Consider the following 16,145-nt stretch of genomic DNA (forward strand, 5'->3'; position numbering starts at 1 on the left):
AAAAATAATTTGAATACTGATGAAACGAAAAATTTCTTTGGTGGTTTTATTTGTAATCATAGCTGCCCTTGGCTGGTATCTTTTCATTAAACCAAATGATTATCTGGTTTCTTTTACCGCCAAAACCTTTCCTGGCACTATAAATAGAACCATTAAAAACTGGGGGAAAAGTATGGCTACCAACGCACCACTGAAAGAGTATGGAGTTCTAAATCTTGAACAACAGCTGAAATTTGGGGACACCGTTGTTGTATATAACTGGAAAATTATCCCTATCACGGATTCTACCTCAAAGGTCAAAGTAAGAATCAAAGATTTGGAAAATAGCCTAATGAACAAAATCTTGATTCCCTTCACCTCAACTATTTTGGAAAAACGTTCCAAAAAAAATCTGTTGGACTTTAATCAATTTTTGAACGAACATCTTAAAAAATTTAAGGTGAATGTTGTAGGCATTGATGAGTTGAAATCAACGTACTGTGCTTATATAGAAGTCAAAGGTTTACAGTCTGAAAAGGCATTTGATATGATGAAGGATTTTCCATTTTTGAGTGGTTTTGTGAAAGAGAACAATATGAAAGTAAATGGCAGTCCATTTGTTGAAATCACCGAATGGAACATGGAAAATGATAGTATTGCATATAATTTTTGCTTTCCGATAATTAAACCGGATTCCCTACCGCTTAATAATGAAATAAAATACAAAAAATTTGAATCAAAAAAAGCGTTGAAAGCTATTTACAATGGAAATTATATAACTTCAGATAGAGCTTGGTACAAGCTTTTGGACCATGCTGATAATAAAGATATAGAAGTGACAAAAATGCCCGTAGAAGTTTTCCAAAATAATCCAAATATGGGAGGTAATGAACTGGAATGGATAGCTGAAATCTACATGCCAATAAAAGATTCCTTATGAAAAATATATCGCTTTTTATAGTTTTAATTTTTTTTCAAGCCTGTGCACAAGAACCCAATCATGGAGATTTTACCTATTTGGCAAAGCTGCCCTCAAGCCTAAGCGAAATATCAGGTATTGTCTCTATTGATGGCTCAACAATATGGGCGATAGAGGACAATGGAAATAAAGATGATATTTTTAAAGTTGATCAGAATGGTAAAATCATAAAGACATTCGATGTCAAAGGTGTTGAAAACGATGATTGGGAAGATTTGGCAAAAGATGATGACGGCAATCTTTATATAGGAAATTTTGGAAACAATTTTAACGAGCGTGAAAATCTTTCTATCTATAAATTACCAAATCCTGAAAATGAAAAAGGCGATAAAATCGATGCAGAAAAAATCAGTTTCCATTATCCCGAACAAACAAAATTTCCCCCCAAAAAATCAGAATTATTATATGATTGCGAAGCTTTTTTTTATAAGGACGGCTTCCTATATTTAATTACTAAAAATAGAGCCAAACCTTATACCGGAAAAGCCTTTATTTATAAAGTTCCCGCAGAAAAAGGTTCGCATACAGCAGAACTTATAGGAATATTCACTACTTGTAAAGATCAAAATTTTTGTTCGGTAACGGCAGCAGATATTTCTCCTAATGGGAAAAGAATAGTGCTATTGGGATCGGGGCTCATCTGGTCATTTACCAATTTCTCTTCTGATGATTTTACAAAAGGTACGGTCAAAGCTATTGACGTAAGACATAGAACCCAACAAGAATCCATCTGTTTTTTGGATAACAATACGTTATTGATAGCGGATGAAGCATCCAAAAACGGGGGACGAAATTTATATTCCTATAATCTTGATTAAAACCCAAAACCTAAGCCAAAAGCAAAACGTAAGCCATCAGTACTATTGAACAAGCCAAAGTTGGCTGATAAAATATCCGCTCCGTTTACAAAAAACCCTCCGCCATAAGAGTTGTGCCATTGATCAGAAGAATCGTTCGGGAACCAAACCCTTCCATAATCAAATCCTCCAAAAATTCCAGGAGTCACTGGCAAAAGCCCCGTTCGCTGTTTTCTAAAACTATAACGTAGATCTGTATTTTGAAAATACGCTGTCTTTCCCGTAAAGCGTTGAAAACGAAATCCCCTTAAACCATTGTTGGCACCAATACTGGCACCTTGATAAAACTCAAAATCGTTTCCAATATTAAAATGTGCCTTCACTTTTGATGCAAGAACCAATCTCCCACTTGATGACAATTTGTAGTCAATTGACAAACTGGGAATTACAAAACCGAATGCACGGCCTGAATCGCTCAAATTAGTTTTGTACCCTCCTTGCAATGAAAAACTCATACCAAGCGTTGGAAAAGCTTCATTATCTGTATTGGAGTAACTGTATGCAGCATCCACTCCCAAAAAATCTTGTTGTGTATCCCTTCCTGCGTCAGTAAAAAATCCTGCGATGAAACGGTTTTCTGTTTCCTCGACCTCATAATTTTCATAAGATAGGCCCAAACTTACTTTAGAGCCCAAATAACCTCTCCATACCAAAGAAGGGGAAAAGGTTATCGTTCTTATCTTTACTCGGTTAAAGTCAAATTCAAGAGGTTCTTCATCATCATTGTTTTCGGTTTCATTACCAAATCCGAAGAAATTGACACTAAAATTGGGACTAGTGAACTTTGCGTTCAATTCTAAATTTATATGCTTAAAAATATTGGCAAACTCTCCATTATAACCAAAATCAAAGCCACTGGTAGCAAAATAGTACGCAGCGTTGAAAGTGTGCTGTTGGGTGAACGGATTCTGTCTGAAACCGTTGAAAGTGTAGGTATTCGTCAATCCCAATCTAAATCCATCATCTGGATTAAAACCAAGTGAAGGCAATATTTGGTTGGTACTTGCCTTTAGTTTAAGAAACTCATAGGTATTTGTATCATAGTCATTTATTCTGTGGATTTTACCTCCGTAGGCCTCATCATACGTGTTCTTTTTTGTCTTAAAATCATACACGTAGGTTTTCTTACTGTCTTGGGCTATTTTATAGACGTCGTTGTTCTGGCCTCCTACTATTCTAAGCTTAACTTTTGAAGATTTTGTTTTTACGTCAAAGACATCATCATCATCCAAACCATATAACCAGACTTCCTTGGTAAATTCAGGTTGATATGTTTTTTGAAAAAATAAGTCCCGTTTTTTTCCATCTTTAATTCGATAGCCTCTAACATCTAAGCTTCCATTGTCCAATGATTTGATTTCAAAATAATCGTCTTTATCTGTTCCAGTGATTACACTGTATTTATTAATGACTTTAAAATAATCCATGGCAGTTTCAACAAGATTTTCTTTTCTTGCCAAAATCACTTTTTTAATCTCTGAAACTGTTTCATCATTGACCTCTGTAGGAAATAATGAAAACGCTTTTTCTATAACTGCCTCATCAATATTATTTTGAATGTACTTTGCTTGTTCTTTCCATGATTCAATGTTCGTTTGGGATAACAAGGCCATATCCAGTGCAAAAGTCTTGGGAGAGGAGTTAAATCCTTTCACACTTCTTATTTCCTCATTGAAACCTTCAAAAATTCTTAGGCTAGGGACAGCGCGCGAGGCAAATGCCATTAAAGTTCCATCTCCCCAGATTGAAAAAGCTTGGTCTCTGTCCCTAGGAATCGGTTTGTATATTTTTTGACCGGAGCCGTCTTCAAATTCAGCCCATCGCCATTGATCTACGTGACGGTCCCAGTCTCCTATCAACATATCGAACAAACGAGCCCTCACATACATCTCCTCATCTATTTTATACTTTTCATCTTTTCTCAATTTGTTTATCAAATCGTACGTGCTCTCAATTTTCTTTGTGTATCCAAAGCTTTTTAAGTCAACATGACCTTCGGAAACATGTTCTTCGATCATGTAAAGGCCGTCTCCAAAATCTAAGTTGTGCCCTCCGAGGACTTTCTGTTTGGGAACGTAGTATAGTTTCGGATTGGTATGGAAAAGTCCAATTGCATCTGAAAGCGGTGCAATAGTAAATGGTGCATAAGGGTGTGCTCCCGTATAAAAATCCATCAAGAGCCTTTCAGTATAAGAATCTTTAAAATCCCCGATGACATATTGTTCCTGAAAAGCAATTGACTGGAGGTAACGCTCTGCACTTTTCCGCATTGCCCGCATTACATATTGCCTACCCTGTTTATCCTGGAGCCTTAAAGAGCTGGATTGGTTCCCCCCTCCTTTTCTTACTACCTCCAATCCCCCGAATAAAGTATCTAACCGAACTGTTGGGGCCTTTATTTTAGTTGCATAATATTTTCTGTACCGATTTCCCCAAATCCATTTGTAAAAACCACTCTTATCAATTTCTTCTTCACTATAGATAGATGATTCCATGGTTGCGGGAAAATTATTTGTATACTCCTTTTCATCTATTCGGTCATCTGAAGGCAAGACTTCTGTACTGTACAATAACTCTTCCTTACCATCAGGGCCAACTCCATAAAAATCCACTATGGATGAACCGTCCTTATAAACGTTCAAGATAGCATATCCCATTCGCCCTGTAGAAAACTTACTTCCGTTCAAAAGTCGTGTTGCTCCCTTTTTAGCTCCAGATCCGCTCACTATTTGGGGTATCCCATTTTCAACAATGTACTGTAGGGTATGCTCATGGCCCGAAGTAAAAATTACCTTGTCAGAAAATTGGGAAAGTGTTACGATTCTTTTTATTAAACTATTATAAACTTTATTTGACAGGTCTTCAAATGAAGCTCCAGATGCTTTTCTAAGAATATTGATAAAAGTTCCCAGTATTGGGATCGGTACGATTGCTTTGGAAGTTGGAGTCATTCCCTGCTTGAATGAAAATTGACCGCCATGTGATCCATAAGTATACATTGGGTGGTGCATGGCAAGAATCACTGTCTTATCACGATTCTTTTTGATAATTCCCTCCAGTTCCTCAAAAAATCTTCCGCGATCTTTTATTTCACATTCGTCATTAATAGTAGGATGATTGTTCCAATTGACCAAGTACCATTCAGTGTCAATTGTGACGACTATTATATTATCACCTATTTCAATTTTTTCCATGGGACATCCATTTTCGGGAAAGAAAACCTCCTTACTATCCAATACTTCCTCAATATAATTTTCTTGTCTTTTCAGCCCTTTCAATCCTTCGTTATACCAATCGTGGTTTCCCGGTATAAAAACAATTTTGCCTTTATACTCGGATACGGACTTCAATTGAGCATCCAAATGGTTCTTTGCTTCAATATATGCAATGGTCGAATCTTTTTTGTCCGGTAGACCAGCAGGATAAATATTGTCGCCCAAAAAAATTGCGGTGCTGTTTTCGACCGCGTTATCCAATCTTGATTTGACTATTTTCAATACAGGATTCAAATCCCCCATAGGAGATTTTCCAGCATCGCCTATTAAGAAAAATGTGTGTTCCACCTCTTTATCCGCATATATTTTTTCACCAGTAAAGGGTTCATCATATTTTGCTTCGTAGGTAGCACAACTGTATATTATGGCAAACAAAAAAATAAGTAGATAATGTTTTTTCATAGCATGGGGGTTGGTTCTAAATTTTCGTATTTTGGAAGAGTCTAAAATAGTGCTATGTCCAAGATTGTTGAAAAAGCTGAACTTTATGTGTCAGAGATTCTTGAAAATAAGTTAAACCCAAAGTTTTTATACCACAATTTAAGACATACCCAACGTGTAGTTAAAAGTACTAAAGAATTACTCAATTTCTATAATCTAAAACCGATAGAGAACGAAAAGATCTTATTGGCAGCATGGTTTCATGATACGGGCTATACCAAAGGTGTAAATAATCATGAAGAGGAAAGTTGTAAGATTGCCACAAAATTTCTAGAGGATAATAATTATGATATAGCTGCCATAAAAGATATAAATGCACATATAATGGCTACAAAGAGATATCATGAACCGGTTAATTTACAGGAAGAAATCATACGGGATGCGGATGCATCACATTTTGCAAAAAAAAGCTACTGGGAAACTACCGATTATTTGCAAGAAGAATTGAGAGAACTGGGCATTGCCACATATTCCAACAAAGAATGGCGCGACGAAAACATAAAAATGTTCCGAAATGAGCATAAATTCCATACCACTTATGCAAAAGAAAACTGGGAAGAAGGAAAGGAGCAAAATTTAAAACTACTGGTCAAAGAAAAAAAGACCGAAAAAGAAATCGCAAAAAAGGAAGCTTTAAAGGCAAAGTACAAAAGTGAAAGCCCAGACCGTGGTATTCAGACCCTATTTAGGGTTACTTTAAAAAATCACCTTACACTTAGTGATATTGCGGATACCAAGGCAAACATCCTATTATCCGTAAATGCCATAATCATTTCCGTGGCCTTGTCCAATCTCATACCTAAGTTGGATAATCCCTCGAATACCTACCTCATTTATCCTACGGCAATATTTGTAGTTTTCAGTGTTATTTCTATGATAATGGCCGTTTTGGCGACAAGGCCTAACGTAACTAGTGGTGAGTTTACAAAACAAGACGTACAGAACAAGGAGGTGAATTTACTTTTTTTTGGAAATTTCCATAAAATGAGCCTTCAGGATTATGAATGGGCAATTCAGGAATTGGTAAAGGATAAGGATTATATTTATTCTTCCCTTACCAAAGACTTATATTTCTTAGGGCTCGTGCTTAACAGAAAATATAAAATCCTGCGCTGGACCTATACTATCTTCATCACAGGTATAGTGATATCCGTATTGGCATTTGGGATTTCATTCCATTACTATGGACAAACGGTACCAGGAACTTAAAAAAAGTAATCCATTAGGAATTTAATTCTTCCATTAAATCTTCATAAGTAAACGTACGTTCGGATTTTTTGTCCTTTTTATATAAAATTTCTGCCCTTATCGCTTTAAGTCCCGTAACTCCTTGGAGACCTTCAAGCTCAACAATTTCTACATTGTTGGTAAAATATCCTTTTGCCTTCAAAAACTTTATATAGCGTAGATATTCCTTTTCATCCTTGCGCTGGGAATACACTATGGACAATTTCCCTTTTTGTGTCAATCTTTCATTGGTCCCTTTGATGTAGGATTTATCAATACGCTTTTTTATAACCTCATATCTGGCATTGTACGTACCGTCAACGTCAAAACGTTTTTCATCCATCCTGAACCTAATGGACAATGATGTACTATAGACCAATATCAATGAAGCTACATCCAGTTTAACAGGCAGATTGTGTTTTAGTTCATAGTACCTGTTCTCCATATCACACATAACCTGTAATTGCCAAAGCCTTAGGTTACTCAGATAGAGCTCATCAAAACTTCTCTCATTGGCAATGGAACTCCCTATGTACATGTTGTGTTCCACACCATCGGTCTTATATCTCTCAAAGTAGTGCGGAAACATTTCCTGGGCATCCAATTGCCTTTTATCCAAAAGGGCCGCCAATTGCATATTGGCCTCCATAACACTGTCATCATAATTTCTTCTATGATCATAGTAAGATTCTGTTCCAGCATCAATTTGAGCCTCATAGCTCAAAATAAGATTATTGAGCTCTTTGTCCTCTTTCTTGAGGTGTTTAAAAATTGGATTGACCTCTTCTTTAACAAAATCGAAAATGGCTTGTTCTGTATGGGTATAAAGTGCCTCCTTTACTTCTTCAAGATACGTTTCTACCCTAAAAATCAACTCTTCATAAATTGGCAATCTATATTTTTTGACTGCTTTTATCAGAACATCGTTTATTTCTGAAAGTTGAATCATTAGATCCCTTTGGATGGAAATATTCCTTTCCTTGGAGGATTCCTTAATATCTATTTGACCATAAAGCGGATAAACATCCTTAAAAACTATTTCCTTAAAAATAGGTTGGTTCCCTTCAAGCTCATTCGCCATAAACCGCTTTGCTTCTTCCTGAAACTTCCAATATACGGAAGAATGCACGGTGGTACATTCGTGCTGAATTATGGCATCTACCAAATTCTCTTCTTCTTCAATAGACCTTAAAACGGCCGAAACAATAAAGGGCATTACATCATCAAGCTTATTGGCATTGACACTGTTCAATTCGTTCACTGTAAATGAAACCAATTCCAAAACACCCAAAAGGTTACCATTATCGGCGATTGGTGCAAGAATAGCACTCTTTATACCTTGCTCGTGTAAGTTTTTATAGGGTTGTCCTCCATTGGACTTTTCATAATATTTTTCAACATTGGAAATGGCGAAATATTTGTTCTCATCGAAGAGTTTATTATGTGAATACGCACAAAGCATAGTATCACAAGATTCCATTTCCTTTCCTTTGAGCAAGTAACTCTCAATACCTTTCCCATAAATTTTTAAGAATCGGTTCGTATTGGAATCATAACCTGAAAAGCCTACGTTGATTTTTTTTAGATTGAACAAAGACCTAAAGGTATCTTGAAAGCTGTCCATGAAGTTTTCGCTGCTCCTCTTATTGCTTCCTATAAGCGTGGACTTAATTTCGGAAATGGAATGCTCAGCGGTGACATCGAACATGTTTGAGATTACAAACCCCTTTGAAATAAAACTGTTCGGTGGAATCTTTTCTTTCCAAAGTTCCAAGTCATCAAAATTCTCTAAAAGTTCATCAACATCTGCTTGCTCAAGGTGCTTTGATTTTTCAGTGGGAAGGATTTCCATGAAATCAGCATTGTACATTAACCTATAATGCCGCATAAGACCATTTACATCTGGAATATCATAGAACAACGGACGCTTAAAGTCCATTTTAAAACCGTAATAAAAATTTAACACCACGATACATTTCATGATGTAGTTCATATCCATGGATAGGTTTCGAATTTCCAGTTCAAAGTCCTCACCGGCATCTTTGAGAATATTTTGGAAGCGTTCAGACGAATTAAAAACTGTATTCTCAAATGGTGTGGAAGCAGTTTTTATTTCGTTTTTTGTAAGTACCGTAGAAAATGTATCAGCTAGGATAATTCCTATAATATCTTTATGCTTGTGCAATAATGCTACGTCATCAAAACCATCCCTTAGTTCTGGAAAAGGAGCTTGTAGGTCCAAAACATATTTTGCCCGGTCCGCTAAGTATTTATCCTTGCTTTTGAGTTGATTGTCATAGTGTTCCAATAATTTATTGAAACTTACTAGTTGCAACATTGGGCTTTCTATATTGCAATTCTGTTTCATACAATATTAGACGAGGTTTAGCCGATAAAGTTACAAAAAGAAAAAATGCCACATTGTTAAGGTATTCCCTACTTACTTATTGGGTTTTTTTGGATATTTAAACAAATTTGTCAGATGTCCTCTATAAAAAGGCTAGACCGTGCTTTTCTAAATGCCAAAACCATTCCTTTTGGCAATAACGACAAGTTTATACTTTTTAGTGATTGCCACAGGGGCGACAACAGCTTTGCAGATGATTTTGCAAATAATAGAAATATTTACTTTCACGCATTAAACCATTACTATCGTGAAGGTTTCCAATACTGTGAACTTGGAGATGGTGATGAACTTTGGGAAAACATAAGTTTTGAATCCATTTTTGAGGCACATAAGAATGTCTATCAATTATTACGGCAATTCCATCTTGAAAATCGATTGCACATGGTATGGGGAAACCATGATATGGTTTATAAGGACAAATCTTATGTGGATGAACATCTATCTAGCTATTTTGAGCCTATTGATGGATCGGATAAGGAACTTTTTGAAGGTATTACCTACCATGAAGCAGTCGTTTTAAAAAATAAAGAAACTGGACAAGAACTTTTTTGTGCTCATGGGCACCAGGCTGATTGGTGGAATTATGTTTGTTGGCGTATTGGAAGGTTTTTAGTTCGTATTCTTTGGAAACCACTACAAGTTGTAGGTATTGCAGACCCTACGAGCCCCGCGAAAAATTATAAGGAGCTTATTAGAATTGAAAGACGGATCAAACGTTGGATTCTGAGGAACAATCTCAAAATTACCATAGCAGGGCATACACATAGACCACGTTTTCCTGAACCAGGTCAAATTCCTTTTTTTAACACGGGTAGCTGTGTACATCCCAGAAGTATTACAGGGCTGGAAATAGAAAAAGGCGAAATTTCCTTGATTAAATGGCAAATCGCCACTAAACCCGATGGCACCTTACAAATAGTACGTTTACTGTTGGAAGGCCCTAAAAAATTGATTGAATATAAAGATGATTAATCTTCTGTTCTTACTTTAAAAAATAAAATTAAACCACCCTGAGGATTGTCATTTTATTAAAGATTGAAATTCCAAAAATTTGAACAAATCATCGATTTAACTTCCTTTTATTATCCCAATGGCAAGGTATTTGTTAACTTTAAAAGTACTTATCGACCAGGTTGCCATGAAAAAACTTGTTTTTCTTTTTTCTTTTATTATTCTTTTAGGACATATCTCGGTTATGGCCCAAGGAGATATTCCTACGACGCGTCCTCTAAAAATTGGCGAGCGCAACACTTTGGATATTAAGCCCGCCAATCAAGGTACATCACTACGTATGCCATCGGTAATCGATGAAAACTTAACATCTAACAACAACGAACCTGGCGTTAAAATGCTTCCTGATAGGGAATTGTTACAAGCAGGCCATAACATGGTCATAGATCCAAAAGTTGGAGAAAAAGAAAAGAAAGGTTCCAAAGAACATTTCGGTGACCAATACTTAGGCGATGTAAAAACCTCTGCAAAATTTGTGGGCATTGTTTGCCGAGACCATGAGTACGTTGACGGAGATCGTGTTAAAATATATGTCAATGGTGAGGTTGTGGAACCAAATATTTTGCTTTCAGGATCTTTTAAAGGAATTAATCTTGATTTGATAAAAGGGTTCAACCGACTTGATTTTGAAGCCTTGAACCAAGGTTCGTCCGGTCCAAATACTGCACAAGTTGTCATTACAGATGATAAAGGACAAATTATTCACAACAATCGCTGGAATCTTTCCACGGGTTCTAAAGCGAGTCTTATTGTCATTAAAGAGGAAGAAAAGTAACCTTTCAAGTTCGAGTGTAAGCTCAAATTCAAGTTAAAGTTCAAATTTTGGATTATGGGTTTCCCTATGTATCCTAACTCCTAACTCCTAACTCCTAACTCCTAACTCCTAACTCCTAACTCCTAACTCCTAACTCCTAACTCCTAACTCCTAAAAAATATAAAATTCACCGTTCCCCAGGCTTGTAGTTTTTCACCGCCCTTTCCAACACATCCTCCTTGTAATAAGCGGCATTTTTCCATTTTACATCCGCATACATTTGTATTTGGTCGTCAAAGTGCGGAGATTTTGGGTCACCGCTCTGACCACCCGCCAAAATTGTTTTTGCTATTACTTTATCGCCAAACTCTACCGCTGCAACAAAACTATTGCCGCGAGTGCCATAAATCTTTTTGGTACCATTATCATAACGGGCACCGTAAGCTGCCAAAGCTCCCCAACGACCACTTGCAAAACCAATGGGGATACTTGGTTTGGAATCATTGAAAGGCTGTTTGATATCTCCATTTAGGCGTTGGTAACGGTTCACTTCGCCCCAGGGCATTTCCCAAGTACCAAAATCAGTAGTTAGTCGGTCGATTACTATTTCAAAAATCTTTAATTGCTCGCCGTCTGGGTCATTACTGCCCCAAAACATGACACGTTCCATTGGGGTCATTCCCTCAGGATAGTTACCAACTTTATAATATTGTGTTCCATAGTAATGCGCTAATGTCATGGCAACAGATTCTTTGGAAGTATTAAAATCCCATTTTCTTAATACTTCAATAGGTTTCAATAACTTAGGGTTTTTATCATCGTATTTTTCGTATGCCTTGACCAACCCCGGAATCAAAGCCTCAAAAGCAGGTAGATAGGGGTCATGTGCAAGTTGAATTAAACTATCCAGGGTATATCCACCTCTATCGGTCAATAATTCAATGGCATGGACACCCCTAAAATTTTCTTGGTCGCGAGACATGTATTTGGGATAATCGCCTCTTTTTGGACTAAATTCCAATGCAGCTGTAAAAGGCGTTGAATTACAATTCTGAATCCAACCATTTTCAGGGTTTAAGATCAAAATATTTTCATCTACAGTATGCAATCCTTGCCAATCCGTTTTTGGATTACTACCATCCACAGGTTTTGTGAAGTCGAATATAGTATCTCTTTTGGGAATAAAATTGCCATGGAAGTAAGCAATATTCCCTTCAGCATCGGCATAAACGGTATTATTGGAAGAATTTGTACGGATATCCATCATTTGCCGAAATCCTTTGTATCCCTCTTTTTTTGTTCTAACAAAAGATTGCTCCAAAGCCTTTACGGGCTCCCACATCATTGCCGAGGCCGTCCATTGCCCATCAACTGCGTGGGTTATGGGCCCATGATGGCTACGATACACAGGAAAAGTTTTTTCTTTTAATTTGCCATCCTTCTTATACTTCAATACAACCTCGGACGTTTCCACAGGTCTTAATTCTTCTCCATATTGATAAAACAGCTTATCATCATTCTTCACAATCGTTTCCTTGAATTCATCCATCACATCAGTATAAGTAGATGTATGCATCCATCCTGTTTTTTCATTAAATCCTTGATAAACAAAAAACTGGCCCCAAGTTACTGCGCCATAAGCATTCAACCCTTCTTCACTGACCACATGCACCTCTCCCCTAAAATAAAACGAAGTATGGGGATTAATCAATAACATTGCATTTCCAGATTTGGTCAGTGCTCCGGATATAGCAATTCCATTAGAGCCTTGAGGCTCCGCCATTTCTTTTTCTTTCTTCATGTTTTCTTCTTCCAATTCTGGAATTTCCATACCGCTTTCGTAGAAGGCTTTAATTTTTTCAATTGATATGCGCTCAATATCTCCACCAATGCTTCCTTCACTAAAATACATAGGCATCCAAGGTTCAAATCTGGTCAATAATCTTGGCTTAACCTCTGGATGGGTATGTAAGTAGTAATTGATTCCGTCCGCAAAGGCATCACACAATTTTTTTAACCATTCCGGACTATTTTCATAATTGGCGATTGCCTTTTCTTCTGTCATAAAAAGTTTGGCGCGCAGGTCACTGTACAATACTTCTTCTCCTTCGACTTCCGCCAATCTACCTATGGCCCAGATATAGTTTTGTTCTACACGATTAAAATCATCCTCGCACTGTGCGTATAACAATCCAAATACTGCATCAGCATCTGTCTTGCCATACACATGAGGCACCCCGTAATCGTCACGGATAATTGTTATATTTTCTGCTTGGGCTCGCCATTTTTCAATTTCGGTCCCTGGTTTTTGCGAACAGGAGAGTGCGAGGAAGAAAACAAGTAATGTTGTTATTTTCATTGGAAAAAGTTTATGATTTTTTTAAAAATCGTGTCTTTAAAACAATTTGAGCTTTGCCCACCCTACATTCCACTTCCTGTGGATTGGTGGTCAAGCGGATATTTTTTATCACGTTGCCTCTTTTTAAGGTCTTGGACATCCCCTTAATTTTCAAATCTTTCGTAACATGAACATTGTCTCCATCTTCCAAGATATTGCCATTACTGTCCTTTGTATCCATAAACAAATGTTTGAGCGTGAATTTAAGGGTCTAGAAACATAAAAACTAACAATTGCACCAAAAACAACTGCTCCAAATTTACTAATGATATTTCTCTTTATTTTTCAAGTAACTTGCAGCTTATTTTGAATTATATATGGCAGAAAAAAAAGTAAGCATCTTAAAGGCTTTTAAAACCATTATTTGGCCTAGAAGAAATCTTGTTCTTACCGGTTTGTTATTTATTGTAATCAGCAAAGCGGCAAGCTTTGTGGCACCTATTTCCCTTAGATATTTTCTTGATGATATTGTACCGAACAAGGATTACGATTTACTGAAAATCTTGGTTGCCGTGGTCATTCTTTCTTTTTTGGTACAAGCGGTCATGTCTTTCCTATTGACCAAGGTCTTGAGTATTCAAGCCCAGTTCATGATATCGGAGCTTAGGGCACAGGTACAAAAACAAGTGTTGTCCTTACCCATTCGCTTCTTTGACAATACAAAATCAGGAGCGTTGGTTTCACGCATCATGAGTGATGTTGAAGGTGTTCGCAATTTAATTGGAACTGGGCTGGTGCAATTGGTAGGGGGTACCATCACTGCTGTTGTTTCCCTGATTTTGCTATTGCGCATAAGTCCGAGCATGACGGTTTTGACCTTTATACCTTTAATCCTGTTCGCAGTTATAGCGTTAAAAGCCTTTAAAATAATTAGACCTGTTTTTAGGGAACGTGGAAAAATTAATGCCGAAGTAAAAGGAAGACTCACCGAAACCTTGAGCGGAATTCGTGTAATTAAAGGTTTTAATGCTGAGGAACAAGAGGGCAAAGTATTTGAAACAGGGGTTGAGCGATTGTTCAAAAACGTAAAAAAGAGTCTCACAGCTACCGCAATAATGACAAGCTCATCAACTTTTCTTTTGGGGTTGGCGACCACAGGAATTATGATGGGCTATGGTGGTTATAAAATGATGCAGGGCGAACTTACTACTGGTCAATATTTTGAGTTCACTTTTCTATTGGCATTAATGGTCGCACCAATCGTTCAAATGAGCAATATAGGGAGCCAACTGACAGAAGCTTTGGCCGGGTTGGACCGTACCGAAGAGTTAATGAACGAGACTGCTGAATCCGACGAGGAAAACCGCTCAGTTCAATTGGATAAAATTCATGGTGATATTACTTTTAATAATGTTTCTTTTGCTTATGAAACGGATGATGAGGTACTTCATAACATTAGTTTTAAAGTAAAGTCTGGGCAAGTAATTGCCCTGGTAGGAAGTTCTGGATCGGGAAAATCGACCATAGCAGGATTGGCTGCAAGTTTTCTGAATCCCACTAAGGGCACCATCACGATTGACGGCCAAGATTTGGCGAAAATTAACCTCAACAGTTTTAGACAACACTTAGGGGTGGTGCTGCAAGATGACTTTTTATTTGAAGGAACCATAAAGGAAAATATTCTCTTTCCAAGGCCCAATGCCTCTGAAGAACAATTACTGGCAGCAGTAAAGGCGGCCTATGTTGATGAGTTCACTGACCGATTTGAAGATGGCTTGAATACTTTGATAGGAGAAAGGGGAGTGAAGCTTTCCGGGGGACAACGCCAACGTATTGCCATTGCCCGTGCAATTTTGGCAGATCCGAGGATTCTGGTTTTAGATGAAGCTACCTCCAGTTTGGACACTGAATCCGAAGCGCTCATTCAAAAAAGTTTGGCTGAGCTCACCAAAGGGAGAACCACCTTTGTGATTGCCCATCGCTTGAGTACAATCCGAAAAGCTGACCAGATTTTGGTCATTGAAAATGGAAATATTGCCGAACGGGGAACCCATGAAGAGTTGATTGAAACCAAAGGAAGATATTATAATTTGTTTACTTACCAAGCTAGAATTTAACGTGAATTATCATCATAAATCCAACTAGCTGGAATTATTGCAGTATCAGAACCATCAGATTTTACAACTTCAGTAGGCATAATTGCTAATTCAAAGTTATTGCGATTATTTTCTAACTTGACAATTTTTCTTCTAAAACTTATATCTCTTAAATCATTGCTATAACTAGTTGGAGGAAAATATATTTTTATTTTTTTGGCAGGAAAATTCTCTTTTATAAATTCCAGAGGCGGTACTAAATCGCTGTCAGCTGAAATTAGAACAACTTTATCAACTTTATTTAAAGCACAATCCCCTAATAATTGTACAGATATATTTACATCAGTTCTCTTTTCTTCAGGCTTTTCAAATTGTTGCTTACAATTGTTACACATCATGGGTTTCATGATATATTTTCCCCTTATCAATTCAAATTTATCCTTATTAATTATATCATTTGCCTTAAATAAGGCGCTTTGCCTAATACGCTTACCAAGACTTAATGGCGGTGCAGTAAAATATTTCACTTTTATTAAAGTATCATCAGGACCTAAAAATTGTTCACATAATTTAACAATATCAATCCAATAATATTTAGCCCAAGTTGAATCAATCCTTTTTTTATTTTTTAAGCCATAATAAAAATTAAAGCCGTCTATATAAAAAATAGTCCTCATTCTCCTGTTTTTAAATGAAAAACTGCCGAGTAAGAAAACTTGCTCGGCAGTTGTACCCTACCAAACGATAGGGCGATGCGTTATAGTGCAAATATACTATAATT

11 protein-coding genes are annotated in these 16,145 nt (G+C 37.0%); 6 read left to right on the forward strand and 5 right to left on the reverse strand.

Going from position 1 to position 16,145, the window contains the following annotated elements:
- Window positions 1-19: 19 nt before the first annotated feature.
- A complete protein-coding gene (locus HME9304_RS05270; RefSeq protein ID WP_112377585.1) occupies window positions 20-919 on the forward strand; it encodes a GyrI-like domain-containing protein in 900 nt (299 codons plus the stop codon).
- Window positions 916-1,776 carry an NHL repeat-containing protein gene (locus HME9304_RS05275; protein WP_112377586.1) on the forward strand — a complete coding sequence of 287 codons (861 nt, stop codon included), beginning with the start codon at window positions 916-918 and terminating at the stop codon, window positions 1,774-1,776. Before HME9304_RS05270 ends, HME9304_RS05275 begins: the two co-directional genes overlap by 4 nt.
- On the opposite strand, the gene HME9304_RS05280 is transcribed toward HME9304_RS05275, so the two are convergent.
- On the reverse strand, window positions 1,773-5,492 hold the full coding sequence (locus HME9304_RS05280; protein WP_112377587.1) for a metallophosphoesterase: 3,720 nt from the start codon (window positions 5,490-5,492) through the stop codon (window positions 1,773-1,775). The two genes, HME9304_RS05275 and HME9304_RS05280, sit on opposite strands and share 4 nt — an antisense overlap.
- A gap of 54 nt (window positions 5,493-5,546) precedes the next feature.
- On the opposite strand from HME9304_RS05280, the gene HME9304_RS05285 reads away from it, so the two are divergent.
- Window positions 5,547-6,740 (forward strand): Pycsar system effector family protein, encoded by a 1,194-nt coding sequence (locus HME9304_RS05285; RefSeq protein WP_112377588.1) that lies wholly within the window; start codon window positions 5,547-5,549, stop codon window positions 6,738-6,740.
- A 13-nt stretch (window positions 6,741-6,753) separates the two neighbouring features.
- On the opposite strand, the gene HME9304_RS05290 is transcribed toward HME9304_RS05285, so the two are convergent.
- A complete protein-coding gene (locus tag HME9304_RS05290) occupies window positions 6,754-9,126 on the reverse strand; it encodes a GAF domain-containing protein (RefSeq protein ID WP_112377589.1) in 2,373 nt (790 codons plus the stop codon).
- Between the two features lie 114 nt (window positions 9,127-9,240).
- On the opposite strand from HME9304_RS05290, the gene HME9304_RS05295 reads away from it, so the two are divergent.
- Window positions 9,241-10,137, forward strand: a complete 897-nt coding sequence (locus tag HME9304_RS05295; protein ID WP_112377590.1) for a metallophosphoesterase — start codon at window positions 9,241-9,243, stop codon at window positions 10,135-10,137.
- 166 nt (window positions 10,138-10,303) lie between these two features.
- The gene (locus tag HME9304_RS05300) at window positions 10,304-10,951 is read left to right on the forward strand and encodes a hypothetical protein (protein WP_112379732.1); all 648 of its coding nucleotides are present in this window, start codon (window positions 10,304-10,306) and stop codon (window positions 10,949-10,951) included.
- Between the two features lie 166 nt (window positions 10,952-11,117).
- On the opposite strand, the gene HME9304_RS05305 is transcribed toward HME9304_RS05300, so the two are convergent.
- Together HME9304_RS05305 and HME9304_RS05310 are read right to left on the reverse strand one after the other, a co-directional pair.
- Window positions 11,118-13,289: an acylase gene (locus HME9304_RS05305; RefSeq protein ID WP_112377591.1), complete on the reverse strand. Its 2,172-nt coding sequence runs from the start codon at window positions 13,287-13,289 to the stop codon at window positions 11,118-11,120.
- Between the two features lie 10 nt (window positions 13,290-13,299).
- Window positions 13,300-13,509 carry an alkylphosphonate utilization protein gene (locus HME9304_RS05310; RefSeq protein ID WP_112377592.1) on the reverse strand — a complete coding sequence of 70 codons (210 nt, stop codon included), beginning with the start codon at window positions 13,507-13,509 and terminating at the stop codon, window positions 13,300-13,302.
- A 136-nt stretch (window positions 13,510-13,645) separates the two neighbouring features.
- Here HME9304_RS05310 and HME9304_RS05315 point away from each other — a divergent pair, with 136 nt between their 5' ends.
- The gene (locus HME9304_RS05315; protein ID WP_112377593.1) at window positions 13,646-15,385 is read left to right on the forward strand and encodes an ABC transporter ATP-binding protein; all 1,740 of its coding nucleotides are present in this window, start codon (window positions 13,646-13,648) and stop codon (window positions 15,383-15,385) included.
- On the opposite strand, the gene HME9304_RS05320 is transcribed toward HME9304_RS05315, so the two are convergent.
- Window positions 15,382-16,041 carry an NYN domain-containing protein gene (locus HME9304_RS05320; protein ID WP_112377594.1) on the reverse strand — a complete coding sequence of 220 codons (660 nt, stop codon included), beginning with the start codon at window positions 16,039-16,041 and terminating at the stop codon, window positions 15,382-15,384. The two genes, HME9304_RS05315 and HME9304_RS05320, sit on opposite strands and share 4 nt — an antisense overlap.
- Between the last annotated feature and the right edge of the window lie 104 nt (window positions 16,042-16,145).

The sequence above is a fragment of the Flagellimonas maritima genome, assembly GCF_003269425.1.
GTDB lineage: Bacteria > Bacteroidota > Bacteroidia > Flavobacteriales > Flavobacteriaceae > Flagellimonas > Flagellimonas maritima.

Excerpts from the sequence above, each read along its gene's own strand:
- HME9304_RS05270 (WP_112377585.1), top strand. The coding sequence starts at position 20 with ATGAAACGAAAAATTTCTTTGGTGGTTTTATTTGTAATCATAGCTGCC.
- HME9304_RS05275 (WP_112377586.1), top strand. The coding sequence starts at position 916 with ATGAAAAATATATCGCTTTTTATAGTTTTAATTTTTTTTCAAGCCTGT.
- HME9304_RS05280 (WP_112377587.1), bottom strand. The coding sequence starts at position 5,492 with ATGAAAAAACATTATCTACTTATTTTTTTGTTTGCCATAATATACAGT.
- HME9304_RS05285 (WP_112377588.1), top strand. The coding sequence starts at position 5,547 with ATGTCCAAGATTGTTGAAAAAGCTGAACTTTATGTGTCAGAGATTCTT.
- HME9304_RS05290 (WP_112377589.1), bottom strand. The coding sequence starts at position 9,126 with ATGAAACAGAATTGCAATATAGAAAGCCCAATGTTGCAACTAGTAAGT.
- HME9304_RS05295 (WP_112377590.1), top strand. The coding sequence starts at position 9,241 with ATGTCCTCTATAAAAAGGCTAGACCGTGCTTTTCTAAATGCCAAAACC.
- HME9304_RS05300 (WP_112379732.1), top strand. The coding sequence starts at position 10,304 with ATGAAAAAACTTGTTTTTCTTTTTTCTTTTATTATTCTTTTAGGACAT.
- HME9304_RS05305 (WP_112377591.1), bottom strand. The coding sequence starts at position 13,289 with ATGAAAATAACAACATTACTTGTTTTCTTCCTCGCACTCTCCTGTTCG.
- HME9304_RS05310 (WP_112377592.1), bottom strand. The coding sequence starts at position 13,509 with ATGGATACAAAGGACAGTAATGGCAATATCTTGGAAGATGGAGACAAT.
- HME9304_RS05315 (WP_112377593.1), top strand. The coding sequence starts at position 13,646 with ATGGCAGAAAAAAAAGTAAGCATCTTAAAGGCTTTTAAAACCATTATT.
- HME9304_RS05320 (WP_112377594.1), bottom strand. The coding sequence starts at position 16,041 with ATGAGGACTATTTTTTATATAGACGGCTTTAATTTTTATTATGGCTTA.